Source organism: Bacteroides sp. D2 (assembly GCF_025147085.1).
Classification (GTDB): domain Bacteria; phylum Bacteroidota; class Bacteroidia; order Bacteroidales; family Bacteroidaceae; genus Bacteroides.
The window spans coordinates 5065018-5091369 of sequence record NZ_CP102261.1 but is presented as its reverse complement, the minus strand read 5'-3'; the positions used below and the strand labels follow the sequence as shown (position 1 = coordinate 5091369).

Here is a 26352-nt window from a genome sequence, read left to right as displayed (position 1 = left end):
AATATAATCATTATGAAGTATTGGAAACAAGGATTTTATGACGAACCGGTAAACGGTTCTATAGAAATTACAGAAGAGTATTATAGCCAATTATTAGCCGGACAATCTGCTGGATTACTCATAGTTGAAAGCAAAAAAGGATATCCGATCTTAGTTGTGCACGAGGCTACTATCGAAGAAATCAGGGCGCAAAAACTTGATGAATTACGATTGTTCGATTCATCTGAAGCAGTGAATCAATTCAGTATAAACGGAGTATTTGGATGGCTGAATAAGAATACTCGTGTAGGACTTATGAACTCAATTAGTATTGAAAGAGAAACTGGACGATCTGAAACAAGTATTTGGCTAGGTGATACGCAGTTTATTCTCTCTATCGAGAAGGCCATTAATATGCTGCAACAGATAGAGTTATATGCCCTTGCGTGCTATAATGTGACGCAAAGGCATATAAACTCTATCAATCAGCTATACACAAAAGAAGAAATTGAAGCATACAATTTCAAGACTGGTTACCCGGGAAAGCTAAGTTTCACCGGATAACCGACCGTATAATCATAGTTTTCGATTTCCTCAATAGTCTGCAATGCTTTGACTGCTGAGATGTGCGATTGTGTCACATTGTAGCAGTTGAGTGCATACAATTCTAAGGCATTCAACATAGCTAAAGCGTCAAAAATTGGAATGATATACTTTATAGCATCATACCACAACACGGTATCTGATTTACCAGCATTTTTTTCAATCGAAATTGAGTTAAATAATCCAACACGTGTACTTTTATCTAACCACATGCTTTTACCCAATAAATCAAAAGAATTGACATTTGTCGATTTGTCAAATACCTGTATTTCAGATATTTTCATTTTTCGCACTTCTTCAATGTCGTACTCATATTCTACCAAAATCGGGTATCCATTCTTACTTTCAACTATCAGTAAACCGTTAGACTGCCCATCTAATAGCTGATTGTAATGCTCATCCGTTATTTCTACTGAACCGTCTACCGGTTCATCGTAGAATCCATTTTTCCAATACTTCATAATATTTGTTTTTTAGTTATTTCCAACGCCCGATCGCAAACCAGTCCCATAATTCTTGTGATAATCCAGTAGTACCCCCACTTGCATAATTTCTATTCAAATAAAATCTACTAACTGTTTTATTTATTGCCAAAGGAGATGATGAATATACGGCGGAGTCACTACTAGGCTTATATACAGTTGCAAATATTTTATATTCAGTATTATAAAAAGATGTAGGCATAGTCACACTATACGAAACTGTAGATGAACCTCCAACTCTGCCCCATTGTACAAGTAATCCATTATTGAATTTTGCATAACCGTTCAAGGATAGGTTTACGCTCATTGCGTTCGATAGATCAGCTAAAGCATACGTAGTCCCGAGAGAACTTAGTAAAGTTTTCTCTGCATCAGTCATAAATTTTCTTGTAGTACTTTCTTCAATCATTGATGCTGGATGAGAAGCCGGATGAGAGTAATTATTAGCTCCAGAGGCTATTCCACTAAGTTTTGTACGTTCTTCATCCGTCATAAAACGATGCGTTTCATCTTCTTTAATGTCCGATGCTGTATGATTATGAGAACTTGATGCATAATTACCCTTGGGTTGGTATGCTGAATCGTGGTTGTGATTACCGGCGGCTTTACTATTCCAAGTAGATTTTTCTGAATCTGTGACAAAACGATGTGTAGAATCGTCTGTAATATCTGTTGCTGTATGCTTATGTGATGAAGCTGCATAACTACCTTTAGGTTGATATGCGGAATCGTGGTTATGATTACCTGCAGCTTTACCATTCCAAGTGCTTTTTTCTGCATCAGTAACAAAGCGATGAGTACTATCCGGAGTAATATCCGTTGCTTCGTGTTTATGCGAACTCGCTGCATAACTTCCTACTGGCTGATAGACCCCTGTATGAGTATGATTCGATGGGGACGCACCAACCTCGGAAGCTGTATAGGATGGTTTACTTGCAGCCTTCGCCCATGCAGGAACATCACTTGCTGGCATGGAAGTAGGAAAGTCGCTAATCTCTGATACTTTGTGAGTATGCGCTTTAGGTGTACGTGCGTCACTTAGTCGACTATCATTTCCTTGGCAAACAGTTCCGGAAGTTGTGCCAAAGTTCTTATTGAAAGCTGTATTTTTTGAGAATACAGGTTCGTATATTCCTGCATGGTTATGTGTATCCAAAGCTGCTTTCAAAACCTTCCCTTGTTCGGCAGAAAGGACCTTGCCAGTACCACCACTTGTTAGGTTGTTGACAATATCGGAAACGTTGATTTTCTTCCCTAACTCTGTTGCCATGGTAGCGGCGAAGTTCGGATCATTATTAAGGGCATTAGCCAATTCAATAAGCGTGTCGAGGGCTTCCGGTGCTCCAGCTACAAGTGCATCTACTGCAGCTTTTACTTTAGCATCAACTCCAGAAACTGCGTTATTGGCGGCCTGTGCTGCCGCATTTGCGTTATCTGTGGCAGCTTTAGCAAGAGCTGTTTGCGCTACTGATGCGTTTTTGGCTGTATTAGCATCATCAGTAGCTTTTTTCGCTAAAGCTGTTTGGGCTTCCGATGCAACTTTGGCAGCGTTAGCCTCTTCTGTTGCTTGTTGGGTTTCTTCTTTGGCAGCATTAATACTTATAATTGCTGCGTTAGCGTCATTAGTAGCTTTCTTTGCAAGAGCAGTCTGTTCAACTGATGCGTTTTTGGCAGCATTTGCATCATTCGTAGCTTTTTTTACAAGTTCTAGTTGTGCGGTAGCATCACCTGTAGCAGATGTCATTTCTTGTATAATACCGCTATACTCTGACTTACGTTGGGATTCGGCTTCTACACGTTCTGTTTCAGCAGAGACACGCCTAGTCTCATTTGAGGAACGAGTATCTTCTGCAGCTTTGCGGGTATCTTCATTTTGCTTTCTTTTATTTTCTTCGGATACTCGGGCTGTCTCCGCTGATTTACGTTCTGTTTCAGCGGACTTTCTTTTGTTTTCTTCTGATACTCGGGCTGTCTCCGCTGATTTACGGTCTGTTTCAGCAGATACGCGTTCAGATTCGACAGTAACGCGATTATCTTCGGCTGTCACACGTGCAGTTTCATTCGTTTCTCTCGTGGATTCGGCTTCTTTTCGTTCATCTTCGGCTGTTACGCGATCTGTTTCAGCTGTAGAACGTGTTGTTTCAGCCGCTTTTCGTTTGTCTTCTTCCTTCACACGTTCCGATTCTGCAGAAGAACGTCCTGTTTCAGCGGTCTTACGTGCATCTTCATTATTTTTACGTGCTTGTTCATCTGACACTCGTTTATTTTCTGTTTCAACGCGGCTAAGTTCTGCAGATACACGTTGCCCTTCAGCGGTCGCACGAGCTGCTTCCTCTGCTTTACGGGTATTCTCATTTATGATACGTACTGATTCTGCAGCTGACCGGGCTTGTTCTTCATTTGAACGATTTCTTTCAGCATCGATACGAGTAGCTTCATTGCGTTGTCGAGTATCTTCATTCGCTTCTATTTGGGTTCGGGAATCATCAGCCGCCTTTGCTGCGTCATTGGCCTTCTTTGTTGCTGCAACTACGTCATCATAGGCTTTCTTTATGAATTCAAGACTAACTTTTACACTTGTTTGTACGCCATTCACCATTTTAACGCCAATAGTGTACAATCCTACCATGCTATCAGCAAGCGTTAATTCGCTGATTTTTTTCTTTTTAATTGGCATAATTTTTTAAGTCAATATAAAATATTCCATCTTCTGTTATGATAAATTCTCCTGCTTCGGATGCAAGCAGGAAATCTGTTTCTCCAATCCGGAAACTAGTAAATACAAGTTTCAAGGTAAATTCCCACCATACCCCATTATTAAGAAGAAAATTGTTTGTCTGGCAACTCTTATAATAGCAAGGATAGCTTTCACTCCACTCATCACAATAAAATATACGTTCAGCATCAGAATACTCATATCCTTCATCATCGACCTTAGCAGACAGTTTTGTGAGATCATAGAGTAGGGCATTGCGATTACGCCAGAACGCTTCAATCGTCCCGGTCCGCATCAGGCATTTGAGAGATACTTCTTTGGTTTGGAATTTCACAACTTCACCGTCATAGATTGCTCCATCTTGACGTTTGAAATTCTGCAATAGGTTCTTTTTTACTGCCGGAGTTTTCAATATCTCGGCATTACTACCTGGAAGAACTATTACGCCATAATCGGACAAATCTTTATTGTCTATTTCATAACCCTTTGGCATAGCGATAGAATTAACAGGGTCCTGATATTCATAATTTGCTTCATGAGGAAAATCGTTTGCAAAAACTATCTTCGCTATTTCAAGTCTAGGATAAATTGTATAGCTATTCTGTGATAACAAACGTAAACGATATGTTTTACCAAGAATCGGAAAACGGAAATTATGGTATCCCATATCGGAAAGGAGCGCTATTAATCCACCAAATCCCAAGTCATCTCTAAAGCCAAATTCTATACTAATTTCGCTTGTGTCGAGGGCAACCACAGAAAGATCAAATTCTTGTCCGTCTTCCTCCGGCCAGTCGTTTTTCTCCGGATCTTTCAAAGTAGGGAAGGCAACAAGATTATTGTAGCTCCCCTTTATAATTGAAATACCGTGTTTGGTATACATATCTAATTCATCTATTAGTAATTGTCCTTTCATCGCTTCAGTATTATGCCTTTTGTGTTTAATGTATCAATACCCAGCTTTATAGACTCTATGGCTTTTTCAATCGCTTCAAGCCGTGCTGTATGGCTGCTTATATCAGATAGATAAGTGATAACAATATCATTGTATTTCATTATTTCTCCCATATATTTATCCAAATTTGAAAGATATGCGAGTTTTTCCGCTATTTTATCCGAATTAGACTGGAGATGCTTTACACCTTCATTAATTGAATATGTATGAGAGATCATAACAGCAAAACTACCGTCTAGCTTATCTGCAGAGTCTTGCGACATAGAAGCAAATCCTTTCTTTGATGCCTCACGTTCTTCATCATCATCTTTGCCAAAACCATATATTTCTGATAATGCATCTCGTTTAGCTTTCATTTCATTGGCAATCTGTTGGCCTTCGGCTTTCAATGCATTATATTCATCCTCGGTCATACCATCATCCATTGCATTATATAGCTTTTCCCTCCATTCAATCAACCGGTCCATATAATCCTCCTTAAGCATGGAATTAAGAATGGCATTTCTCATATATTCTTCGAAGTTGTCTGCAAAATCAGCACTATCGGCGTCCATATCAGTAAGCAAGTCTTGGAAGTCAGAGCGGAGAGAACTGTAATCAATAAGAGTCGTATCAGCAATTTGTTGTTCTAATACTTCCGCAACCTTTGCGACACCATTTGCTATTTGATCGGCAAATTTTTGTGTATCGGAATCTAGTTGTGACCAAAATATGCCTGCATTCTCCTGAAGCTTTGCAAGTTGATCATCTGTCAAATCAAATAGACCGGTCATACGTCCGCCCATTTTCTTTTTGAAATCATCAATAGACATTCCTAGTGTGTCCGCTGCTTGTTTCCAACCTTCCCAGGACATATCTTCAACTTCACTATATCCCTTCGAGTGTGATTTTCCAGATGCACCAGAATTTAGATACTGTTGTCCTAAAACCCTAGCATTTTCACTTTGCAATTTTACCATTTTAAGCGCTTTTTCATAGGCTGCATTGGCATTATCTCCTGTAAGAGTTTCAGCTAATTCCAGTTGCTTTTCGATTACTCTATCAAGAATACTGATATAAGACTCATACGTTTCTTTCGCTTTCTCGTATTTCTCCGTTGTATCGTCTTTGCCGAACAAATCAAAGATTTTCATTGCTACCTGCATTGCTGCGCCAATAATCGCAAGAATAACAGACGCTTTTTCAACTGTACTAATAGCGTTCGCTGATGTATTTGCTGCTGATTCAACGCCAGACATAGCAGTCATTGTAAATGCTCCGATATTACCAATCAAAGAGATAATTTCTCCAGCAGGTCCACCGATCGTTTTTCCAAGTTCATCTATTGTGTCCGCTAGTTCTGATATCTGTGCTCTGACTTCTTTCTCTGCCTTTTTAACTTGGTTGTATTTCTTGACAACCTTATCTTTTGCTGCGTTGTAGTTTTCAGTTTTCTTTTTAACTTGCTCCAAGGCCTGCGCTTCGGATAAATAGGCTTTAGTCGATTCTATTTTACCTGTTTCCGGATTGTATTTAGAGGATTTGATCCCATTCTCAAATTTAGCACCTCCTTTCACAGCCTCGGCTTTTATCCGAGCATTTTCTAACTCGATTTGCGCATTGGCTAGCTCTTCTTCAGCTTCCGCTAGTTCTTTCTTCTTATCAGATAATGACTGAAACGGATTACGGGAATCCAATTCGTCCATGATGGATTGAATTGTACTCGTATATTCGCGAAGTTGATCAGGAGATAGAACTTGTGCCGCTGTACTCTTTGCATTCTCTAATTGCGTTAAAAGGGAATTAAGAGTTTCGGAAGAAGTTTCTTTCAAGTTTTCGAAGGCGCGAACATATTCTGGGGATTCTTTCAACTTATCGTAGTCCAGTTTCATTAACTCCATTCCCTTATTTTTCGTTGCTTGAGCAATGGAACGGTCTATCTGTTCTACCTGATTTGTATCTCCATTCTTCGTAGCTTGTTTACGCTGTTCCTGTAACGTTGCAATATCCTCATTAAATTTTCGTTCAATCGCAAGACGCTGGTCTGTATAATCCTGATACTGATTCAACAGGTCAGATAAATCATCTCCGCGATCAAACTTTGTATTGGTAGCGATTGTAGCTTCTTTTGCTATATTATCGAATGAAGCAAACAGTTTTTTCGTAGATTCTGAATTGATGAAAACATCTGCATTAAAAACCTTCTTTTTATTTTGAGGATTGATTTCAAAAGCAGCTCGTGCATCTTCTATTACTTTCCGTTTCTTATCCTCGGTTTCGCGCTTAATAGCCTGTAATTCTAGCCGATGATTGAGTGCTCTTTGCCTTAGAACCTTTTCACTGCTTTCTTTAAGTTTATTGATTTCAATCTGTTCAAGTTCATTTGCTGAATCTTCTTTCATTCGTTCCTGGTCAAACTTCTGTTTCTCTAACAGGAGTTTATATTTTTCTTGTTCTTCACGTAATTTTTGTGCCTTATCATCTTGCTTGGAAAATGAATCATAAACTTTTAACTCTTTCTCTGCTTCTTTTAGCTTTTTGATGTTTTCTTTGTAGGCAGTAACGACAGTAGCATCAATCCCTTTGAAATTTCCAGCATCCATCAATTTCTTTTGAGCCGAAGCTATTGAATCTAGTGCTTTCGTTGCATCATCTTTTTGCTTGGTCCAAAAGGCTTTATTTTGAGTAGCGGCTTCTTTTTGGGATTGTACATGAGCCTTAATAGATATAGAATGTACCTTTACTGCTCTGTCAACCTCACCTTGTAACAAATCCACTTCTTTAGCAACAGCTTCTCTATCTTCTTTTAATGCACCAGTATACCCATTTCTGTTATTTGTTAGGATGATTTGGTTGTCTATTTTTTGTAAGCGTTGTTTTGCCATAACTAAATTAGTCTTAGCTATAACAACATTTCTTCTTGCTTCTGCTTCTGCTATTTTATTGGTTAATTCTAAGTCATCCATATCTTTCAACTTCTTCAAGTCCATATCTTTAAAAACGGACTTCATTAAACGTTGCAGTTGAAGCAGAGCCTTATATCTTTCTGTAGTGGCAGCCGCATCGCTTCGTGCTATAGAGACAAGACCTTGAATCTTATTCTTATAATCTTCTGCTCTTTGTTGGCTTTCTTTTACTGTTTTATTGAATCGGTATTGTGCTTTCTCTGCAGCAGTTGCACGGGTAGCATACTTATAAATTGCATATCCGAGAGTTGCAGCAGCTGCAGCTGCTAAAATATAGGGATTTGCCAACATGGCTGCAGTATTCTTTAATAGGGAAGCCGTATGCATTTTAATTGTTGTAATCATTGCTTTCCTTGTAGCCATCTGTTTTACTTGGGCAGCAGTAAGGACATTTTCAGATACAGTTCCGGCTTCAACAGCTTTCTGGTACAATGTCATTTCATATTTTTCCATTTCAAGCAATGAAATATGTATTTTCTTAACAGCATTTATAGCTATAATAGAACCTTTATAGCCAATAAAAGCACTAGTAAGTGTCACTATCAATGTTCCCAATATTCTTAATGATTCTTGTGCATCTCCATTTTCGAAGGCTTTGTTAAAAGAAGTAGCAATAGAAGATACTTCTTTTAAAATCTCTTTTCCAAGGGGACGAAGGGTAGCTGTTATATTATTGCCAAGTAGTTTCATTTGATTTTCGGCAGATGAAGCCATTTCTTTAAAGGCTGCTTCTGCTGCACCGGCAGAATTATTAACTTCGTCTAGATCGGAAGCTGCTTCCTTGGCCTTTTCACCAGTAAGCATTAAAGCGGCTTGGAGTGCTTCATCGGTACCCAACAATTCTTTCATTTTGGTTGATGAACCACCTGCTTTGTCATAAATAAGTTGTAATGCTTCTTGGAAAGTACGTCCTTTGAATGCAGCGTCTCCCAACTGGTTGGCTGTACCTAAGATAGCAGCACGTATTTTCGTCATTGCTTCCGAAGTGGGAACACCTTGTTTGGTGATTGATGCTACTGCGCCCAGGACTTCTTTTATATCAATGCCAAATGATGCAGCAATAGGTGCTGCTTGGGCTATACTTTTGCCTAGTTGACCAAAATCAGTCTTACCTAATCGAACGGTGGTAAATAACTGGTCCGAAACTTCCTGGGCTTTAGAAGCATCCAATTTATAAGCATTTAGAACTGTAGTAATAGCATCAGCTGCAGTAGCAGTATCGGTTACTCCACCAACAGCAGCTTTTGCGGATGCTTCCAACACTTTCATTCCGTTGGCTCCATCATGTCCGGCAGATACGATCTGATAGAGAGCTTTGGCTGCTTCGTTTGCTTCAACGGGAATAGTACGAGTTATCTCCATAACTTGATTCATGTAATCCGTTAAGCTGCCTTTAATTCCATTTGAAAGAGTAGCAACTTCTTTCATGCTTTGTTGAAATTGTTTTTCAAAGTCGTATGCACCTTTGGCAGCTCTGGCAAATGCGATACCTGCACTAATGCCGATCCCACCGAATACATCGAAAGCGGTAATTTCACTGGCCATTGCCTTAATGATTCCCATCGCTTCCTGACGCCCGGAATATAGTCCTGAATTATCTATGCCTGTTGCGAAATACAACGCTCCATCTTTGTTCTGAATACCCATATAGCATTTATTCTTAAAATATAAAGAGGAGCCAAAATTTGGCTATTTCAAGAAGAATAAGCATCTTTGCAGTGTCTTGACCAAGGACATTTTTTAATCTTGCAAATTGGGAGTTGATAAGCCTACAGAAAGTATAATATAGGCTATCAATTCCCTTTGCTACATAATCCAATTTGCAAGATAATAGATTATGGTCCTTGGTCGGAATAAAAGGGGAGAGATAGCCTTTTTCTATAATATATAAATCACTATTCATTAGCGCCATGACCAAGGAAAATGAAAACGTATCCATAGCGAATAAAAGTAGCTATACGGAAGAAGAGATTAAAGCTGCCTACGAGAAAGGGAAGAGTGAAGGAAGAATTGAAGGGATGCTCTCTTATCAGAAAAGATTGATTAAAAATCTACAGCAGGATAATGCTTCTCTCAATCAGATGCTTCAAGAAATGAAAAAATAATCCCCTGTATCTTCACAGACACAAGGGACCAAAAACAACTCTAAATCAATTTAATAAAAAAACAGTTAACCTAATATATAAACACAATGGCAAATTACTTTATCTTTTGACTTTCCCGTTAATATCATAATATCTTTTCATCCGGATCTTCTCGTTTGGATTATCAAAACTTGGTAGCTCTATCCATTCATAGTCTCGTCCTTCGACTTCTCCGTCTTCATCAGTCGTTTTATTTCGCTCCCTCATTACAAAGGAGTACTCCTGAAGCAATATCTCTATTAATCCATAGCTACTATCCAGCGTCTCATTAAAAGTCAATCCTAGAGCTTCTTTTACAATAACTAAGAATCTACTTTGGTTGTATCCTTCCAGCTTTGTAGATTTTTCCGAGCGGCTATTATCTCCGTCTCTCGCAATGGGCTCACGTTCCGAAGCATCGTGATAGAGGTACAAAAAGGGTGATATCCTATTCGATATATAATTGCATTGAATAATATGCGTATATCTTCCCATGTGGAATTGTCTGCAAGAGCTTGTTTAAACCATTTTGGCGGATCACTTGGCTTATTATGAATACCTAAGCATACGATATCAAGAAGCAGTTCTCCGTACTTATCCATAATTTTTGGAAAATCTTCTGGCAGCTCTCCCTTTTTTACAATCATCCTATCAATATCTTCTTTTTCAATTTCAAGAAGAAGCGGACGAATTCTAAACCATGTCCGGACGGTAATTGGTTTTATTACAATACTATTACCTGGGTCCTTTCCATTAGGAATAGAATCTCGGTTAGAGAAATCAAATGGGATTCTTACAGGTTGTTCTGTAACAGAATCAGATTCTTGTTGGAATAAGTTTTTTATACTCATAAATTTCATCAAGGAGCCTAGTCAGTTGTACTTCCTGACAATATATCCAGTTATTCGCGACTAACCTTTAATACTTTCGGCTCCATCCTTCAAATAGTTTGTTCCTGTGAGTGGATTCGAACCACCGGTCTCTACTAATGTAGTGCTTTAACCAACTAAGCTACACAGGAAACCATTTTTACTCTACTACTTCTTCGCCTTCGGGATTTGCTGGATTTGCCGGGGCTTCTCCGCCTTCAGACACGCTTATAACTTCACGCATAAAAGCAGCCTTTTTTTCTCCGGAAGCTGTAATGGCTGCCTGCATATATACACGTATAAGTAACAACTCCGCTTGCTCGGAACCGGGAGCTTGTGAGATCTTAGAAGTAATCTTACCATTAACTACGGTATAAACTACCTTTTTACCGTTTTTGGGTAATGTTTCACACTGGAATGTCTTTGAGATAGAAGGAACGTTGATTGGTTTCTTCCAGATGTTTCTTCCGTCAGCTGTATCAATCTCACCACCTGCTAACTCTTTAAGTACTTCGTTAGAAGGAGTAGGAATAGAGAGCTCGATGTAATCTGTTGTATCTTTTACAAATTCAACATACAAAGGTTCATCGCTTCCTTCCGTTTCGACTTTTACTTCTTTAGGATCCGCAAAGTTGAATACTACACTTCCTTTTGTCGGAAGAGGAAAATCTTTGAGGTCCGCTCCTGGAACACCGTCTCCGACTGTTCCAAATTTAATTTTACCTACGCCCATAGCGATAGGTCTTACTTCTCCTGTCATAATTATTGATCTATTAAAATTTCTAGTCTAATATTTGTACAAGCGAATTTCTCTTTCAAGTCCGGCATTGGAACACTCCAGAGAACTGTCACTTCTTTACATATACCGTCATTGCTATTAATGGAATCAAGCGATTTTCTTACTTTACGCTTAATTTCCTTCATGCGTTGACGTTGGGGCATACCATTTTCATTCAAAGGAACAAAGATGTTGACGTTGATAGGCACTTTATTAATGAAGTCGAGTTCATTCAGTTGCAGATGATTGATAACGATATGTTCATTGGTTAAGCCTGCTTCCGATTTGTCCTTGTAAATCATAACATCGGTGCCCGCAGCGACCACAGCATTATAGATTATATCAACAGCGTCGAATTCATCCATAATCAAATCTTGCTAAAAACTGATTTCAACGTATCCCTTAGATACTTCTCACATTGCGTATTAGCTCCTGAAACTACTTCATACCCTTTAGCTTCTACGGCTGCCGCGTATTCCATTCCTGCAACACCAACCAACACATAACCACCGGAATGAGACAGAGATACTTCTTCTGCAAGCCTACGCCCTTTATACTTACCGGTTGTCTTGTCAGTTCCTTTTTCACTTTCAGTAAAGTTCTCTGCAACCACTTCTCCGTTTTTCGCAATTATATATCCGATAGATGAACGAAGATTGCCAGTCTGGTCCTTATATGAGCCGTTCCGGCGAGCTATATCGATAAACTTTTCACCTCCTGCCTGCAGCAATACAAGTATCTTGTTTTCTGCTTTGCTTTGAAAGTGATCGAACCAACGTTCTAGTGAATGTTGGTCGAATAGGGGAGTCATGCCATTTTTCATACGTTGATAATTGAATGTGATTGATAAGATTCCCAACAAATAATTGGTACATCTACGCCTTTGGAATCAACTTTCAAACGCAAAAACTTACTGTCTGCCGGCGGTTGGATTTTGGTGTAAAAATAGCCATGTACTTGCGCTTCATCACCAGCAGAATTACGTTTATAGACAACAGTACCATCACTTACAGGATCATAACGTCCGGGAACGGATATTTCAATCGGTTTCCCCGGAACCCATTCACCGTTTACTGTCTTTCCGTTAACGTCGATAGTGACTATCGCTGTATGTGGATATCGTTTTACCATCTGTTACCAGCCTTTCCTTTGATAATGATTCGTTTCCCGAGTTTACCGGCTTTCTCCGGCTCCCCGTTTTCTATATACAGTTGTTTTGCAGTCTGGACATAGAAAGAACGGGGATGAGTGATAGAAAGCTTATTCTCACTGAAATCCTGTGAGTTTACTAACATGGCGTACGTATCAGCGACACAAAGACCAACTTGCTTCATGTTTTCAGTAGTACATTCCGCTTCGGGGTTGATGCCCCGCTTGACGAAGACTACCTTATCTAAGAAGCTTTCCATATCCTCAATAGAAGGATATTCCAGTATTGTTTCTCTGATTGTTGCCATATAGTTTACTCTTCATCTGTTTTTTCAGTATCTTCACCTTCTTCCCATGCTTGGCCATCAGTTTTCATGATGTACATTGCATCAGGATCATTAATTACAGGAATTGCGTTGGCTTCCGCTTTAGTCCACTCCTTGAACGGTTCCAGTTCAGACCATTTGCTGATGAAAACAAAGTCTTTTTTCAGCGTTGTAGCTTTCTTCTTGTATTCAACAGAATGTTCCGCTGCGATAGGACCATGCTGAATGTCGCCACACTGTAAATCTTCCAGGAAACAAATATTAGCGGATTCCCATGGATTTACAGTAGTACGTTGATGAGCAGCATTCTCAATACGAACAGACGGACTTACAAGAACAATCTGGACACCTTCCGTATTCTCTTGGGCAGCAAGGTATTCATTGATAACCTTTTTGGAGATAGTCAGTTTTTCTTTCTGATTGATCCAGCCTTTTACCTTTTCAATAACAGCCTTTTGCTTCTTCAATAGAGCAAATCTGTCTTTGCGCATTACTACGTATTTGATAGTAACACCTTCGGCAGAAGCGGCAACCACAGTGTCCTCAATATCCTGTAAGCCGTCGGCCGTTGTAGACTTAGACCAATCCACAGCAGCAACTTTCTTGTTTTCATTAGGCATACCACAGCCTACAAATTCTTCGGTAACAATGCCATTGTTATTGCTTGAATTGAGAATGAAGCCACCTTTAGACATCAATTGCATACACCACCATTCGAAACGGCCACGAACAGCGTTATATACGAAGTCTTGATCTTTAAAAGCAAGGTCTAGAATTGATTTCAAGTCTGCATCACCTTCACAATCCCGGCTAAGTTGCTGGTATTCGTTCCAGTCGCTTTCGTTCATACCGCGTTTTACGGCAGTCTTAGGGATATCACCTGACATCTTGCCGATAACTTCACGTTTCTTTTGCGGTGCGGAAGAATCGAATGAAATAACATCAGCGATAACCGGTGCACCTTTTTCGCCAGTAAGAGTTTCCCATTTCAGAGAGTTCTTCTGCTTTACACCAAAGAAATTAGGGAAGAATACCGGCTTAACTTTACGCGAGTTAAGACGGGCACCCATATTCTTACGGTTCACTTGTTTAATTAAACTTCTTTCCATACATAATTATGAATTAATGGATTACACAAAACGGATAAAATGAAGCAATTCCTTCATTGCTTCGTCAATAGGGTAGGGCATTACTGCCTCATTTACAGTACCACGTACCAGAAGTCCTGATTGCTGGTTAGCAACCGTTACATCAACCTTGTTCATTGTAATAACTTCTGGTACATATTTGAACTTGGCGGCTTTGGCATCAGCTTTGGCAGTAACAAGAACTAATACATTACCTATCTCTGCAGCTCCAATTGGTCCAGCAAGGGTTATCGTATCGTAGCCTGGGTTGGTCTTGTCGATTGCAGAGATTACATCAGCAGCTCCAGTTAAGGCACCACCAACAGTAACAGCCTCTCCAACTTTAAACACATGATTCTTTGCTATCTGAATAGTTACTGCATCAGCATCCGCAACTGCCGTAATTCTTCCGGTCTTAACAGTATGATAAAGACCGTTAGCATCCTTACCTACCATAACAAGCGGAGGAAGTTCATCAATGATTCCCTTCAGTTCCGCACGGGCAATAGTACCACCGCCCTGAATGTCCTCAATAATCTTTTCGATTCCGGGAGCATACTGAAATTCTTTTTGTTTTTTTCTGAACATAGCTTTTAATTATTAGTTATTATTCATCGAGGCCAAGACTGGCAGTTCCATTATTTGAGTTTTCTTCGTCTTCCATAAGTTCTAGCCATTCTTTTTCAGAACGTTCTTTGGGCTTGTAGGAATTAGGCTTGTAACCGCCACCGGCGACCTCATCATCTATTACCGACTGTCTGATTTCAGCGTATTCTTCTTGCAACTCTTTAATCTGATCTTCAACAGAAGTTTCAGAATTGACATCAATACGGTTAAACCACTTTTCAGGGAGTTTTGCATCTGCAAATAGTGTTCTGGCTGATGCCTGTTTCGTGGAAGTTGTGACTGTTGATACGACAGAAGATACCGATGCGGTCAACTCGGAGATTTGCTTCTGTTGGGCTTTCAATAGCTTAACTACAGATGCGGGCAAATCTTCGAAGTCTTCATCATCGTCTTCTTCATCATCGTCTTCGGATTTTACTGTTTTCTTAGTCTTTTTAGCCGATTTGATAGGTTTACCATCCTTTAAACCATTGTTCTTTTCATACTCGGCAATAGCATCCTTTTTCGCTTTTTCTATTGCGGATGTGTTTTCAAGATCAGGAAGAATATTGTCTTTGAACAAGGCAATATAAGTATCAATATCATCCTCCTTTTCGATTTTGAAGAGTTTCTGAACCTTTACAGCGTACTTTTCATTTACACCTGCGGCTTTCAAGCTCTTTTTAATTGCATCAATGATTGTCATAACGATTTTCTATTAAAATATAAGGGGAGTAAATTTTTCCTGCTTATATATTTTATTCCGGAATCAATGACTATATTTGCAACATGGATAATAAGAAGAAAGAATATAGAAAGAAAGCTAAAGAACTCGCTCTTCAAAATGGATTCGATCAAGTTTCCTATTATGGAGAATGGAACGGCTATTTAGCATATACAGTATCCCGGAAAGAAGATGCAGGATGTTGTATTGGTTATCCTCGCTTTATCCTTGTTAAAGATAGTGTTGCTACGTTAGCACCATATACTCAATCAGAAGATATAATGGGAATGACTTCCATGCCTAAAGACCATGTAGATACATTACTATAATTTTTTCACTATTCCGTCAATAATATCAGTATTTACCAACAAATTGTCTACACGTAATACATTAACTCCATATCTCAAACTTATTTCCTTTGATAGTTCTCTCCAATTTTTCATCTTTCCAGTTTGTGGGTCATATATTATTATTTTTCCATTATGTAATTTTTCCAGAGTAATAATATGCCCAGAATTCTTGCCTTTCCAAGCAAAATCAATATGATATCTTCCCGGTTCTTTTACTAGTTCAACTAATTCTTTGGTTAACTCTTTTATACTTTTGCTTTTTAAAGCTCCCGATCTTGTTATATCATATATGCCTCCTGCAGTCTGTTTTTTAGGGATAACCATAGTCTTGGGGTCGATCCATGCCCAATTGGTCCGCATTGATAACTCATATGGAATGTTCCCTGTCTTTTGAAGATTTGGTAGAGCTGTAACATTATATCCACGTCTCCTCAATTCATTAGCAACTACGCAAGACTGGCAATTTACACTATATTCGCTTGCTTTTCCATAATTAATGTTTCCCCGTAACTCATTAGCTTCTTCGAAGGTCATTTCTTTGCCTTTTTTTACACCAATCTTCTGTTCTATTTTGGCTTGGTTGAAGTTTCTTACAAATCGGTCGTCCCATCTTTTTTGAATATCATTCTTTTCTGCATCAGTTTTGATGCGCTTAGGTATGGATGATTTTTTATTAAAGTATTGTCTATCTAATTCTTTAAAATATTCAGTTATATATGAGGGAAGTTCTTTTCCTGTATTACGAGCCGCCCAAGCTTCAGCAAATGCTTCAGATGGTGTTTTAAGAATATCACATTGAGACTCTTCCGCCCATTTCTTAGCGATAGTTTGCCATTTTGAATCTGATGATACTAAGTGTTTTTGGTCAAAAACATGCCCTATCTCATGAAAAGTTGTAGATTTACCGTCAGTATTAAAGCGCCAATGATGCCCTGTCCTTGCCATATATTCAGTTTCAATTTTGGCTTTAGCTTTTGTTATCGCATTAATACTTTTGGCATTTATACCAACTAATGTACCATTCTCAACTTTCCATATCTCATTTTCTTTGATTCTTATTATATTCTCCATTGTAATGCCATGATATCCTTTCTTCTTGATAGCATACCCTGATAGATTTTGCAGATTCTTTGCGCTTCCAACAAATAAAGGCATATCTTCCTGGGGAAGTGTTTGCAATGCTTCATTTAATGCATTGGCAATATCCAATGATAAGTCGGAAAAATCTGCATATTTAACACCTAACTTCGTTGCATAATTTTGAGCTTCTTCTACGCTCTGACTTTCTTTGAAAGGAGATATCGGCTCAATTACAGATTGTTTAGACTTCTCGGGCTGTTTTACAACTATTTTTAGGCGCTCATTTACATTCCCGTCTTGCGTAAAGTTATCCTTATACCAGAAAGCCGATTGTAGACCGTCTTTATTCTCGCTAACAAACTCCTTTGCTGCCTGGGGAATATCAGTAATAACCTGCTCTTGCGGAACCGTATCATTTAGCAAGAAATCAGCAAAATCTTCCGGCTCCATGGTGATAGGAGTGGCAAAGCAGATACAAAAAGGATGAAAGCCTGTAAACTTGAACGTTTTCGGATATTTACCTACCATCGCATCACAGATCTTGCACGGTCCTCGATTATTGGCCGAGCGATGTACCTCAATACCTAATATGAAGTCCTGTTTGCTCCAACGTTCATAGTCCGCACTACGATAAGCAATGTTCGTAGTTGTTGCAGATGTCCGGAGAGCGTTCTTATATGCTGAACGATAAACACCTTGTCCTGGATGATAATTCTTCATTGGTTGTGATAATACCAATTCACCTTTCTCATTCCGGATCCTGCGAAAGCGTTTTTGGGGATTTTGCAAAATTTGCCGTATATCGCTACTGATTCCGTTTGCATTACGTCCGGCAACTACGCCACTATCAAGATAGAATTCGAGTTGCGATTTCGTTTGTTGCGTAATATTCCAAACTCTATCAGATAACTTGAATCCGTTAGCATCTATATCGTTCTTTAGAGTTTCAAATGCAGATAAGCTATGAGCGAACATACCATCTTTTGTTGCACTGGAAATAGACATTCCCTTGATGAACTGGGAAATAAAATCATCATTCTTTTTTTCTGCTCGTTCCCAACCGTCCTTTTGAAATGCAGAGATATTAGCATATAGCATTGATTCAAGATTCAGCAGTTCCCGGTCAACTGCACTCTCTATTCCCTGATTGCTTATCCATACATTGTTTTTCCCCGCATCAGACCATTTACGGAGATACGGGGAAACAGAAAGTATAAACTGATTAAAGATATTGGCTATTACGGCCTGCTGTGCAGCAATTTTCTGTATATGTTGTTTATCGTAGAAAGAAAGTCCGGGCATAGATTATAAAGTTGCTCCAATAAATGAATTATTCTGTGCAGTCTCTTTTTCGTCTTGCTTCTTACGATTCAATTCTGTTTCCACATCGTCAGTGTATGGTGAATTCTTTATAATCGTTTCCTTGCTATTGAATTGAGAAGCAGTTTCAAGGTTCTTGAGTTCTTCAGCTAGATCTTGTGGGAGAATGCTACCAAACTCAACCTCAATGTAGTTATCATTTAATTGCGATGCATATTTAGTGTGCGTAATATTAGCCATTCCAGCCTGAACTATTGCCACTGTACGTTGAACTGCCGGGCCGAATATCTCCATTTGTTCAGATGCCTTAATCTCTGCATCAATCAACATAAAACGACGTGAGGTACCACTAAGGTTGCCAAGCCCCATTAGTTTACTCATAGATAAATCAGGACTTGAAGATCCGGAATGTATTGCATCATCTAACTGGTTAAGTTCAAGTGTTACGGATTCACAGGACTGTTGCCATGCTAAGTAATCTGCATCACCATGATATGTATTACCGGTATCCGCATCTACTTCCATAGTAAAGTTTAACTCTTTGCCTACAGTTTCTTTGCTCGGAAGATTAGCCAGACCATAAGTTTTCAGTATCGGTTCGGAAAAGTAGTCATTAGTATCTGATAGGCGGGAAAGTCTCATTTCTTTCTTGTCTATCAAATTAGCGACATCTTCCCAATCCGGACAATCGACTTCGGCATATACTACCGGAATCTTGCCAAAACGATTCTTTATCTTTTTCACTTGCCAAACACCGTCCATAATACCGGAGTAAATAACATCTTTCGTATAGACTTTCACGCATTCGCAAGTACGGCCATTGACTTCTGCATTGTACTTATAGATAAAGCCGTCCATATCGTCGTCTTCATCAAAGTGTGGATAAAATTCACATTCGACATTACTATCCTTGGGAGTAGATAGAATCTTAACCTTCAACTGGCTTTTTCCATCATCTTTAGTGACCGGATAGAATATAATAGCTGCTTTGGTTTCAGATAACACCTTGCGAGCAAACTCTTTCAATACCGATTGCATCTTGAGCTTTCGCTTATAGACCTTCTTAAACTCATCAAATCCGTCATTCGAATCTTCTGCTGTGATAGTCATTTCACCGCCAAACAGAAAAGCAACAGATGTGCGGACGATCTTTTTAGGTAGGTTGGTTACGACCTTAGCTACATCGACAGTCTTGTCTTCTAGTCTCTTTGGCTTTTCGGCTCCTGTTTCGGGGTCAATTTCTACTTCTGTATCTGAATATACAGCAATCTTTTTAGGCTCCCGATACCCAACTGATTCTTTACGACGGGTTCTGTCTCCATTGTATTCCTCCATATATTCACGAGGATTACGATTTTCACGGGTATCAACACATAAATCACCTACTATGCTACCGAAATCTTCATTTTTCAGAATATCCTTAATGTCTGGCATATACTTTTCTCTTAAAATATATGTTCAGAAAAAAATCACCGACCAAGTGCATTGTTTTGTCCTTTTTTGGCGGTAAAAGTGTCGGAAAAGTGCTGAAAAAGATATTGTTTCTACAGCTGATAAATGTTATTTTATTGATAATCATTTAGTTGTGAGGGCGCTTTAATGTTGTCTTTTTAAGTTCACTAAATTTATACGTATTTCGCAGAAGCAGAAGCCAATCATGCTTTTGGGGATAATAGGTCTTTTTCAAACCTTGATACTAACCGAAAGCTATTCTTCAAAAATAAATAATAATGAAGGTATTTAAAAGAGTGGCTTATGCTATCAAATGGTTCTTATATCAAGAACAAAGTAGAGACAACCAAATTCTTTGGTTCATTTGGGATGTGATTACAACATTCTTTATGTAGTTATAGGAATGGATACTATCCACGGCCCACCTTACGGGTTTGCTTTTTGAGGTTTAGACCGATTGCTTCAGCAAATTCGGCAAGGATTGTCATGCCATCCGGAGCATCGTCATGAGCGTTATCACCCTCGCGCTTGTAACTGGTAAACGCTTTCATGAAACGACCGTAGTCTGATCCTTTAGAATATTCTGTTTCATCAAGAAAAGCACAATGCTTCTTTATCCAGCCAGCTTTCATGATGATACGTGTTTCCTTGTGCTGTGTTGTTGCCCGGGCTTGAATCATACACGATTTCTTTTTAGCTGTAACAAGTTTGCGTACATTGATAGCAAATATACGCCCGCCATTGTTTGATTCAATACGTAGTTGATCGCACTCTGTATCAATAACCATTTGCGCCAGGCGCGGTTCTGTGACTTCGACAGGATCTTTAGTGAAAAGAATATCGGTAATGAAGTATTTTGGACCAAACACCTTTGCGAATGGTGCGCAGAAATCATCATCTCCCTTATCAGCAGTATCACAGGCTCCGAGTGTTCCATCAGGTTTTTTCCCTGCAATATCGGCAAGTTTGAAGCGCATGAGAGACGATTTGGGGAATAGTAACCCTTTGGCCTCGAACGGTTCCTGCATATACTCGGCCATCCAAATACTTTCGTCTGTTTCAGAACGTAATTCCTTGTAATATTCTGTAGTATGAACATCGGCGCAGAAAGTTTCATCATTCTCATCCAGCGCAGCAATACGAATGATTTCATTGTACTTGCCGGCTTCTTCCATGCGTCCAAGGACATCATTAGAGGACCAGCGAGTACCAATATCAATCATACAGCAGCTTCCTTCAATACGGGAGTCATGCGTACCCTGCTTCCAAGACCATACCTTTTCATTGTTATTATCCGATAATGCATCTTCCAGACTCTTGTACAAGTCATCCGTCATGGCGAGCATTGACGCGCCAAATCCAATAACGGTACCACCAACACCACCACCGAAGTAGCTTACCTGCCGAGCGCCTTCCACACTCCAGCTCTTGACATTCTGCTTATCACCCTTTAAATGGATATCGGGAAATATTTCTTTAAAACGCCTAGATTTCACAACATCTCGAGTATCGTATGATAGTTTATTATAGAGAGTATCCGAACAACAGTTACGCATAACTGACTCTTCCGGAAAGTGTCCGTACATCCAGGCAATAAATAGAGAAGATATATAAGACTTTCCGGCACGTGGCGGCATACTGACAGCAAGACGGTAGATTATACTGGCAGAATATGATTCATACACACGCATGAACGCTTCTGCGACCTTTTTTAGGAACAGACGTTTAGAGAAAAACTTCGGATCATAGTACAAACAAAACGCCCAAAAGTCTTTCTTTGCTATTCGTTTGCGGAGTATGGTAGCAGCCTTTGCTTTACGAATCAATATTTGTCTTTTACTCTTCTTCTTTGCCATCAATTATAGCCTGTAGTTGTTCGTCACTCAATCCTTCCAATTCATCACCAAGGTTCACATTTGCATCAACTTCTTTTTTGTCTCTCCATTTCTCCGGCTGCCGGTTCTTCAGCCAGAATATAGCAGCTGTCGTATCAGGTGGGTAATGCTCAATATATTCTTTTGAGTCTGTTATTCTTCCTTCGGATGTTGCAAATTTTGTTGCCTTACAGGAATAACCGATAGCACGATTATATAACCGAGATGCAACGTTCGCATCCGCAATATTCTTTCCTTTTTTTAGGGACTCAAGAAATTCGGGATAGTCTTTTTTCCATTTATTTAAGGTTTGCTCTGAAATAGAGAAGAATTCGGCGAGCTCTTTATCTGTTGCACCCAACAAACAAAGCTTTAGAGCTTGATCGGCATACTCTATTCTGTACTCTGATTTACGCCCTCTTTTTTTCTTCTCGGCCGGATTCTTCTTCTCTGTCATAAACTAACCAAAACTAGCAAATTGTGATAATTCAGCCTTCAATTCAGGCAACCTTCCATTATCAAAATAGAAAGAAGAACGCATTTTTCCCTGTTTTTTTACTCCACGCATGGTTTTACACAAGTGTTCTCCTTCCATTATAATACCAACTGCTAACGGTGGGTGTTCTTTTCCGAGTGCATCCACTATCATCGTAACGACATCTTGAGCTAGTCTCTCCTGTACCTGTAAGCGGGCTGCACAATAATCGATAACGCGGCCAATCTTTGAGATGCCTAATATGCTTCCTTCCGAATTAGGAATATAGGCAAACCAATACTTTCCGAAGAAAGGCATCATGTGGTGCTCGCACATTGAGTAGTAGTTACCAGAGTCTGCAACTATACTGTTAAAGGATAATCCATCTTTACCATTGGGGAAAGTCGTTATTTTCGGTGCCTGTTCAGGATCATACCCGCGAAATAGTTCTTTCCACATTCTGACAATGCGTTCCGGTGTTCCTTTTAATCCTTCGCGTTCTGGATTGTCACCAATATACGATAGGATTGTTCTTACTGCACATTCAATATCTTTTGTGTCTGTAGACTTAGTTTCCATTTTGGGTGTTCTTTTACGTAGTTAATAACTTCTTCTGTGTTTTGACAGGAACATGGTTGCAGATAATATACTGCAGCTGTCATGGCTTCATAGGTTGACAGATCTTGCCCTGTATAGACGACTTTTATTTCGTGAGGATTGACAACAAAAACTTTGCTTCCTTCTTTCGGCGAGCAAGTAATCCAATCAATGCCGATAGGAAGGGGAACTGTCCCGTTTGTTTCTATCTGAACGAACTTCCCTGCCTGATGGAGCTTATTGATAAACTCTTGATCTACCTGCAATCCCGGCTCGCCACCGGTCAAAACAACGAAGCGGGTAGGGTAGAAGCAAACCTCTTTGATAATTTCCTCATCCGACATTTCTCTTCCGGAAGAATGTTGTGTATCACAGAAGGGACATTTCAAATTGCATCCAGAGAAACGAACGAAAACAGCAGGAGTACCAGTACGATAACCTTCTCCCTGTATACTGTAAAAAATCTCATTAATCTTTTTCATACCACGCAATATTATTTTCAGATTCTTGTACCATTACTTTAAAACATCCCGGGATCTGATCACAAATCCATTTTGCCATATTCTCCGCAGTTGTATTGAAGGGAAGTATCTCATTCAGATTCTTGTGATCTAGTTTGTCCTGGATCTTCTGTTTGATATGTGTAAAATCGACTACCATACCATCTTGATTCAGTGTTTTTGCACGACACCAAACAATAATAATCCAATTGTGCCCGTGCAGGTTCTGACACTTACTTTCATAGGATAGCTTCAAACTGTGTGAAGCTGAAATCTCAATACGCTTTTTTACTATGTACATAATTTCATCTTTGGTTACTTAATAAATAATCATATTCGTGCAAACATAACTCACCGGCCAAACAAATTTTTGCCAAAGTGAGTTTAGAGCGAGGATTGAATCGATACTTTTTTACTAATTGATCGATATTTTCTGCATAAAATTCTAATAACTTTGATTCATCTAAATTTTTAATGTGTTTTGTTAATTTCTTCCCATTAATGACAAATGGAAGTTTCGGCCATCTTACAATAGCACTCCAAGTTGTACTATCAGCACTCGTGCAAAAGCTGTTTTCTTTCAACATTTTGGATTCGGTGCATCCCAACAGATGTATATCAATTTGAGGCTTTTTCTTCTTGATATATCGAGTCAGATAGGCAACATCTGTTTTGTAGGTTCGATTCTTATGTATTCTCAACTCTGGAACACTTATTGCAATATAGTCCGAGAAGTCTATCAAGCGATCAAGTCCCTTTTTTCCGTCTTCCAGATGAAAAACGTTGATTATCCTGTTATCAGGAAGAAGACGTTTCATCTCTTTTCTGAATTTCCAGGCAATTTCTGGGGAAAGAATTTTTTGGCAATCAACTTCAACACATGTTCCAGTGAATCCTGTTTCTTTCACAAATTCGACTAATTTTAACATCCAAGTGTATAAGAATTCTTCATCATGTTTTCCTTTGTCTGCTCCAAACATTAAAGTAAACAGTCCGGAATCCATTATTGCATGCTCACCAAGAGAAGAAACTAATGAAGGAATGATATTATTTCTATTTTTATTTGAAAGCTTGCCATTAATCATTTGTTTGACGAATGGATAGCATGTAAAAAGGAAATACTTTACTCCTACAGCATGAAGTGCCGTTAGTTTATCCAGATTTTCGCATCCTGCAAAATGAACTTTAAGATTATCTTTGAATAGCGGCTCCACCGAAATCATCCTCCAATACTTCAACTTCATTCATACTAGAAAAACGATTTAGAAGCCATTGTGCAATATCTTCGCATGAATATGAACCAAATTCACATGGTGATCCAAATTCATTCTGCAAAGTGCTTTCTAGCTTTTTCTGCATCGTATAAATTTCAATTTCTCTGTTATGGTGTAATACCTCAAACTTGCATCGTATTACAAATACGTGTCGATGCCGTGCCGATAAATAAATGCATGAAGGAGGTGCATCCGGATAGGAATGAAAACCAATTACTTGATTATAAGTAATAACTCGTTTATTCATCGTCATCCTCCTTTTCATATACATTTCTTCCACAGAAAGGGCAGATCAACACTTTTTCTTTTTTTGAAGCTGGTTGAGTACTCCCACTAAAGAAATCGTCCAATTTATCTTCATCAATGTTGAAGTTAGGAATATTCAAATTCCATTCACCTAACATATCAAGATTAAAATCATCAACGATAGCAGAGAAGTTAAAACGAGAAGTATCGGAAGTATGATTATCTGCCAAGGCTAGCAGTTTTCTCTTTTCATCTTCCGTAGATAAATCTTTGCGTTTAATAACAATGAGCTCTGTTCCGTCAGACTCTACAATACGTACTTTGAGGCCTAACTTTTGAGCTTCCTCATACACGCCGTTTCCAGCGATTAACACATTGTCACGGTCGGCCAATACGGACCGACCGGCTCCACATTCAACGAGGCTTTTATGAATAAGCCGCTTGTTTTCGTCCCCATGGATACGATAGTTCCGGGGATCAATCTTAATTTCTACTTTTTCTTCCATGACCAAGGAATTTTCACTAAAATATAGTTTCCCCGGCTATTTTCTTTCTAATAAGTTCCTGCACTCCGTTATAAATTTCATATAGTTGTTTCAATGTCTCCGGACCCTCCCAATCGGAAAAATTACCGTCCTGGAAGAAATGAAACTCAAAAACACGAGCTGCTACTGGACCTAAATCAAGGCTTTCAAATGTATCTCTTACTAAATGCAGTTTATTTAGTATTTCAGTATTTCTATCTTCTGATTCATCCGGGATATCTTCAATATCCAGCCTTGAATAATCTACATTATCATCCACAGGCAGGGGCTTGTATCTACTCCTATACTGTGAAGTAGGAGAGGAAGCGTTTAGCTTTATCATCTTCAAAACAAAGAAATCAAGCTCTGTATAGCCATTTTTTTTTGTTTCAAGTAGTTTGTCAAGCAACCTGTTTTTCTTTTGAAGGAGCGAACAAATGACCTCATTTAAGACATCTGTCGCTTCATCAGGAATGCCGGCAAGCCCACAATGATACAAAGAGTAATCAAGCCAGCGTTCGTAGCGTTTAGTTATGTAATTATTTACTGCTTTACTTGCCATAAGCACAAAGATTTTATATATTTGCTGTTCCTAATAGCTATAAGCTTTGTGCTTATGAGAGTGGCCGGCGGTGGTATGCTGGCCGCTTTTATTTTTCCAACTCTTTACCCTTGGTAATGTTGTAATTACACAAATACATCCCGATATCCATTTCGGCTACATCTGGAGGAGGAATACTTTCACCGTAAATCTTACGTAGAGCCTCTTTATTGCCTCCCCATGCTTTCCAAAGTACCATGGGCTCATACTTATCAGGCAGATATGGAAATAGCTCACAGAAGGTCTTGAAGTCCTGTTTTGCTTTTTCTCGTTCTCTTCTGGTATTTTGAACTCCCGTTACGATATCTTTAATCAAGTTCTCATTACGGGCATAGCCAGTTTCAGCCTTTTTTCGTATTAGTTCATTTTCTCTATGCTCAATTTCACGTCGCCTGTCTTTGCAAAATTCGACAAGTGCTACCATGATCGCTTGATTATTGATCTTCGACCCCCAGACGAATTGTCCGCGGCTGCCGTTCTTTAGCTGGGAGAAGAAGATACATAACTCGGCTAAATTCAGGTACCAGTAGCTAGATAGTATCGACAGGGCCGTTTCTGCCAGCTGGGCATTAGTCAACTCAACACCGGCATATCTCAGCACAGATTTCAAATGCTCGGTAATGATCTCTACCGATGTTGAGTTGCTAAAGCTCCTGTTTACGTCTGCCAAAGTGGGT

The 26352-nt window shown here is 39.2% G+C and carries 29 protein-coding genes and 1 tRNA gene; 3 read left to right on the top strand and 27 right to left on the bottom strand.

Annotated features, from left to right (window positions below):
• Nucleotides 1-12: 12 nt before the first annotated feature.
• Nucleotides 13-543: a DUF4376 domain-containing protein gene (locus NQ505_RS18680; protein ID WP_008998673.1), complete on the top strand. Its 531-nt coding sequence runs from the start codon at nt 13-15 to the stop codon at nt 541-543.
• On the opposite strand, the gene NQ505_RS18675 is transcribed toward NQ505_RS18680, so the two are convergent.
• The 4 genes from NQ505_RS18675 to NQ505_RS18660 are packed head-to-tail and all read right to left on the bottom strand — an operon-like array spanning nt 513 to nt 9327.
• Nucleotides 513-1043 (bottom strand): DUF4376 domain-containing protein, encoded by a 531-nt coding sequence (locus NQ505_RS18675; protein WP_008998672.1) that lies wholly within the window; start codon nt 1041-1043, stop codon nt 513-515. The two genes, NQ505_RS18680 and NQ505_RS18675, sit on opposite strands and share 31 nt — an antisense overlap.
• A 16-nt stretch (nt 1044-1059) precedes the next feature.
• Nucleotides 1060-3741 (bottom strand): hypothetical protein, encoded by a 2682-nt coding sequence (locus NQ505_RS18670; RefSeq protein ID WP_008998671.1) that lies wholly within the window; start codon nt 3739-3741, stop codon nt 1060-1062.
• On the bottom strand, nt 3731-4696 hold the full coding sequence (locus tag NQ505_RS18665) for a hypothetical protein (RefSeq protein ID WP_008998670.1): 966 nt from the start codon (nt 4694-4696) through the stop codon (nt 3731-3733). Before NQ505_RS18665 ends, NQ505_RS18670 begins: the two co-directional genes overlap by 11 nt.
• Nucleotides 4693-9327 (bottom strand): phage tail tape measure protein, encoded by a 4635-nt coding sequence (locus NQ505_RS18660; RefSeq protein WP_008998669.1) that lies wholly within the window; start codon nt 9325-9327, stop codon nt 4693-4695. The genes NQ505_RS18665 and NQ505_RS18660 overlap by 4 nt, the downstream gene beginning before the upstream one ends.
• A 263-nt stretch (nt 9328-9590) precedes the next feature.
• On the opposite strand from NQ505_RS18660, the gene NQ505_RS18655 reads away from it, so the two are divergent.
• Nucleotides 9591-9785 carry a hypothetical protein gene (locus NQ505_RS18655; protein ID WP_008998668.1) on the top strand — a complete coding sequence of 65 codons (195 nt, stop codon included), beginning with the start codon at nt 9591-9593 and terminating at the stop codon, nt 9783-9785.
• 99 nt (nt 9786-9884) lie between these two features.
• On the opposite strand, the gene NQ505_RS18650 is transcribed toward NQ505_RS18655, so the two are convergent.
• From NQ505_RS18650 to NQ505_RS18600, 11 genes are all read right to left on the bottom strand, one after another.
• Nucleotides 9885-10103: a hypothetical protein gene (locus tag NQ505_RS18650; protein ID WP_229030923.1), complete on the bottom strand. Its 219-nt coding sequence runs from the start codon at nt 10101-10103 to the stop codon at nt 9885-9887.
• Nucleotides 10104-10126: 23 nt separating this feature from the next.
• On the bottom strand, nt 10127-10654 hold the full coding sequence (locus tag NQ505_RS18645) for a hypothetical protein (protein WP_008998667.1): 528 nt from the start codon (nt 10652-10654) through the stop codon (nt 10127-10129).
• A gap of 101 nt (nt 10655-10755) precedes the next feature.
• A tRNA-OTHER gene (locus tag NQ505_RS18640) sits at nt 10756-10824 on the bottom strand.
• Nucleotides 10825-10832: 8 nt separating this feature from the next.
• Entirely contained in the window at nt 10833-11432 is a 600-nt protein-coding gene (locus tag NQ505_RS18635; RefSeq protein ID WP_008998666.1) for a hypothetical protein, read from the bottom strand.
• Between the two features lie 2 nt (nt 11433-11434).
• Nucleotides 11435-11815, bottom strand: a complete 381-nt coding sequence (locus tag NQ505_RS18630; protein WP_008998665.1) for a hypothetical protein — start codon at nt 11813-11815, stop codon at nt 11435-11437.
• Between the two features lie 2 nt (nt 11816-11817).
• Nucleotides 11818-12273, bottom strand: coding sequence for an HK97 gp10 family phage protein (locus tag NQ505_RS18625; RefSeq protein ID WP_032853451.1), 456 nt, complete (start codon nt 12271-12273; stop codon nt 11818-11820).
• Nucleotides 12270-12581: a hypothetical protein gene (locus NQ505_RS18620; protein WP_008998663.1), complete on the bottom strand. Its 312-nt coding sequence runs from the start codon at nt 12579-12581 to the stop codon at nt 12270-12272. Before NQ505_RS18620 ends, NQ505_RS18625 begins: the two co-directional genes overlap by 4 nt.
• The gene (locus tag NQ505_RS18615) at nt 12575-12907 is read right to left on the bottom strand and encodes a hypothetical protein (protein WP_008998662.1); all 333 of its coding nucleotides are present in this window, start codon (nt 12905-12907) and stop codon (nt 12575-12577) included. The genes NQ505_RS18620 and NQ505_RS18615 overlap by 7 nt, the downstream gene beginning before the upstream one ends.
• Before the next feature lie 5 nt (nt 12908-12912).
• Nucleotides 12913-14034, bottom strand: a complete 1122-nt coding sequence (locus NQ505_RS18610; protein ID WP_008998661.1) for a major capsid protein — start codon at nt 14032-14034, stop codon at nt 12913-12915.
• Between the two features lie 21 nt (nt 14035-14055).
• Complete coding sequence (locus tag NQ505_RS18605; protein WP_008998660.1) at nt 14056-14640, bottom strand: hypothetical protein; 585 nt, start codon at nt 14638-14640, stop codon at nt 14056-14058.
• A 19-nt stretch (nt 14641-14659) separates the two neighbouring features.
• Nucleotides 14660-15364: a hypothetical protein gene (locus NQ505_RS18600; protein WP_008998659.1), complete on the bottom strand. Its 705-nt coding sequence runs from the start codon at nt 15362-15364 to the stop codon at nt 14660-14662.
• 83 nt (nt 15365-15447) lie between these two features.
• On the opposite strand from NQ505_RS18600, the gene NQ505_RS18595 reads away from it, so the two are divergent.
• Complete coding sequence (locus tag NQ505_RS18595) at nt 15448-15711, top strand: hypothetical protein (RefSeq protein ID WP_008998658.1); 264 nt, start codon at nt 15448-15450, stop codon at nt 15709-15711.
• Here the strand turns inward: NQ505_RS18595 and NQ505_RS18590 are convergent.
• From NQ505_RS18590 to NQ505_RS18535, 12 genes are all read right to left on the bottom strand, one after another.
• Nucleotides 15706-18114, bottom strand: coding sequence for a toxin glutamine deamidase domain-containing protein (locus tag NQ505_RS18590; protein ID WP_008998657.1), 2409 nt, complete (start codon nt 18112-18114; stop codon nt 15706-15708). The genes NQ505_RS18595 and NQ505_RS18590 overlap by 6 nt on opposite strands.
• A 3-nt stretch (nt 18115-18117) precedes the next feature.
• Nucleotides 18118-19566, bottom strand: a complete 1449-nt coding sequence (locus NQ505_RS18585; RefSeq protein WP_008998656.1) for a phage portal protein — start codon at nt 19564-19566, stop codon at nt 18118-18120.
• Between the two features lie 428 nt (nt 19567-19994).
• On the bottom strand, nt 19995-21440 hold the full coding sequence (gene terL, locus NQ505_RS18580; protein ID WP_008998654.1) for a phage terminase large subunit: 1446 nt from the start codon (nt 21438-21440) through the stop codon (nt 19995-19997).
• On the bottom strand, nt 21421-21915 hold the full coding sequence (locus NQ505_RS18575; RefSeq protein ID WP_008998653.1) for a helix-turn-helix domain-containing protein: 495 nt from the start codon (nt 21913-21915) through the stop codon (nt 21421-21423). Before NQ505_RS18575 ends, terL begins: the two co-directional genes overlap by 20 nt.
• 3 nt (nt 21916-21918) lie before the next feature.
• Complete coding sequence (folE, locus tag NQ505_RS18570) at nt 21919-22512, bottom strand: GTP cyclohydrolase I (RefSeq protein WP_008998652.1); 594 nt, start codon at nt 22510-22512, stop codon at nt 21919-21921.
• Nucleotides 22467-23012, bottom strand: coding sequence for a 7-carboxy-7-deazaguanine synthase QueE (locus tag NQ505_RS18565; protein WP_008998651.1), 546 nt, complete (start codon nt 23010-23012; stop codon nt 22467-22469). Before NQ505_RS18565 ends, folE begins: the two co-directional genes overlap by 46 nt.
• A complete protein-coding gene (gene queD, locus NQ505_RS18560) occupies nt 22999-23331 on the bottom strand; it encodes a 6-carboxytetrahydropterin synthase QueD (RefSeq protein ID WP_008998650.1) in 333 nt (110 codons plus the stop codon). The genes NQ505_RS18565 and queD overlap by 14 nt, the downstream gene beginning before the upstream one ends.
• 4 nt (nt 23332-23335) lie before the next feature.
• The gene (locus NQ505_RS18555) at nt 23336-24115 is read right to left on the bottom strand and encodes a hypothetical protein (protein ID WP_138301450.1); all 780 of its coding nucleotides are present in this window, start codon (nt 24113-24115) and stop codon (nt 23336-23338) included.
• 106 nt (nt 24116-24221) lie between these two features.
• Nucleotides 24222-24551 carry a hypothetical protein gene (locus NQ505_RS18550; protein WP_008998648.1) on the bottom strand — a complete coding sequence of 110 codons (330 nt, stop codon included), beginning with the start codon at nt 24549-24551 and terminating at the stop codon, nt 24222-24224.
• Entirely contained in the window at nt 24544-25056 is a 513-nt protein-coding gene (locus NQ505_RS18545) for a hypothetical protein (protein WP_008998647.1), read from the bottom strand. Before NQ505_RS18545 ends, NQ505_RS18550 begins: the two co-directional genes overlap by 8 nt.
• Nucleotides 25057-25072: 16 nt before the next feature.
• The gene (locus tag NQ505_RS18540; protein ID WP_008998646.1) at nt 25073-25636 is read right to left on the bottom strand and encodes a hypothetical protein; all 564 of its coding nucleotides are present in this window, start codon (nt 25634-25636) and stop codon (nt 25073-25075) included.
• Between the two features lie 88 nt (nt 25637-25724).
• Nucleotides 25725-26345, bottom strand: a complete 621-nt coding sequence (locus NQ505_RS18535; RefSeq protein ID WP_229036691.1) for a DUF6633 family protein — start codon at nt 26343-26345, stop codon at nt 25725-25727.
• Nucleotides 26346-26352: the final 7 nt, after the last annotated feature.

What these genes read in the sequence shown, in the direction of transcription:
- NQ505_RS18680 (WP_008998673.1), top strand. Translation starts at nt 13, where the DNA reads ATGAAGTATTGGAAACAAGGATTTTATGACGAACCGGTAAACGGTTCT.
- NQ505_RS18675 (WP_008998672.1), bottom strand. Translation starts at nt 1,043, where the DNA reads ATGAAGTATTGGAAAAATGGATTCTACGATGAACCGGTAGACGGTTCA.
- NQ505_RS18670 (WP_008998671.1), bottom strand. Translation starts at nt 3,741, where the DNA reads ATGCCAATTAAAAAGAAAAAAATCAGCGAATTAACGCTTGCTGATAGC.
- NQ505_RS18665 (WP_008998670.1), bottom strand. Translation starts at nt 4,696, where the DNA reads ATGAAAGGACAATTACTAATAGATGAATTAGATATGTATACCAAACAC.
- NQ505_RS18660 (WP_008998669.1), bottom strand. Translation starts at nt 9,327, where the DNA reads ATGGGTATTCAGAACAAAGATGGAGCGTTGTATTTCGCAACAGGCATA.
- NQ505_RS18655 (WP_008998668.1), top strand. Translation starts at nt 9,591, where the DNA reads ATGACCAAGGAAAATGAAAACGTATCCATAGCGAATAAAAGTAGCTAT.
- NQ505_RS18645 (WP_008998667.1), bottom strand. Translation starts at nt 10,654, where the DNA reads ATGAGTATAAAAAACTTATTCCAACAAGAATCTGATTCTGTTACAGAA.
- NQ505_RS18635 (WP_008998666.1), bottom strand. Translation starts at nt 11,432, where the DNA reads ATGACAGGAGAAGTAAGACCTATCGCTATGGGCGTAGGTAAAATTAAA.
- NQ505_RS18630 (WP_008998665.1), bottom strand. Translation starts at nt 11,815, where the DNA reads ATGGATGAATTCGACGCTGTTGATATAATCTATAATGCTGTGGTCGCT.
- NQ505_RS18625 (WP_032853451.1), bottom strand. Translation starts at nt 12,273, where the DNA reads ATGAAAAATGGCATGACTCCCCTATTCGACCAACATTCACTAGAACGT.
- NQ505_RS18620 (WP_008998663.1), bottom strand. Translation starts at nt 12,581, where the DNA reads ATGGTAAAACGATATCCACATACAGCGATAGTCACTATCGACGTTAAC.
- NQ505_RS18615 (WP_008998662.1), bottom strand. Translation starts at nt 12,907, where the DNA reads ATGGCAACAATCAGAGAAACAATACTGGAATATCCTTCTATTGAGGAT.
- NQ505_RS18610 (WP_008998661.1), bottom strand. Translation starts at nt 14,034, where the DNA reads ATGGAAAGAAGTTTAATTAAACAAGTGAACCGTAAGAATATGGGTGCC.
- NQ505_RS18605 (WP_008998660.1), bottom strand. Translation starts at nt 14,640, where the DNA reads ATGTTCAGAAAAAAACAAAAAGAATTTCAGTATGCTCCCGGAATCGAA.
- NQ505_RS18600 (WP_008998659.1), bottom strand. Translation starts at nt 15,364, where the DNA reads ATGACAATCATTGATGCAATTAAAAAGAGCTTGAAAGCCGCAGGTGTA.
- NQ505_RS18595 (WP_008998658.1), top strand. Translation starts at nt 15,448, where the DNA reads ATGGATAATAAGAAGAAAGAATATAGAAAGAAAGCTAAAGAACTCGCT.
- NQ505_RS18590 (WP_008998657.1), bottom strand. Translation starts at nt 18,114, where the DNA reads ATGCCCGGACTTTCTTTCTACGATAAACAACATATACAGAAAATTGCT.
- NQ505_RS18585 (WP_008998656.1), bottom strand. Translation starts at nt 19,566, where the DNA reads ATGCCAGACATTAAGGATATTCTGAAAAATGAAGATTTCGGTAGCATA.
- terL (WP_008998654.1), bottom strand. Translation starts at nt 21,440, where the DNA reads ATGGCAAAGAAGAAGAGTAAAAGACAAATATTGATTCGTAAAGCAAAG.
- NQ505_RS18575 (WP_008998653.1), bottom strand. Translation starts at nt 21,915, where the DNA reads ATGACAGAGAAGAAGAATCCGGCCGAGAAGAAAAAAAGAGGGCGTAAA.
- folE (WP_008998652.1), bottom strand. Translation starts at nt 22,512, where the DNA reads ATGGAAACTAAGTCTACAGACACAAAAGATATTGAATGTGCAGTAAGA.
- NQ505_RS18565 (WP_008998651.1), bottom strand. Translation starts at nt 23,012, where the DNA reads ATGAAAAAGATTAATGAGATTTTTTACAGTATACAGGGAGAAGGTTAT.
- queD (WP_008998650.1), bottom strand. Translation starts at nt 23,331, where the DNA reads ATGTACATAGTAAAAAAGCGTATTGAGATTTCAGCTTCACACAGTTTG.
- NQ505_RS18555 (WP_138301450.1), bottom strand. Translation starts at nt 24,115, where the DNA reads ATGATTAATGGCAAGCTTTCAAATAAAAATAGAAATAATATCATTCCT.
- NQ505_RS18550 (WP_008998648.1), bottom strand. Translation starts at nt 24,551, where the DNA reads ATGAATAAACGAGTTATTACTTATAATCAAGTAATTGGTTTTCATTCC.
- NQ505_RS18545 (WP_008998647.1), bottom strand. Translation starts at nt 25,056, where the DNA reads ATGGAAGAAAAAGTAGAAATTAAGATTGATCCCCGGAACTATCGTATC.
- NQ505_RS18540 (WP_008998646.1), bottom strand. Translation starts at nt 25,636, where the DNA reads ATGGCAAGTAAAGCAGTAAATAATTACATAACTAAACGCTACGAACGC.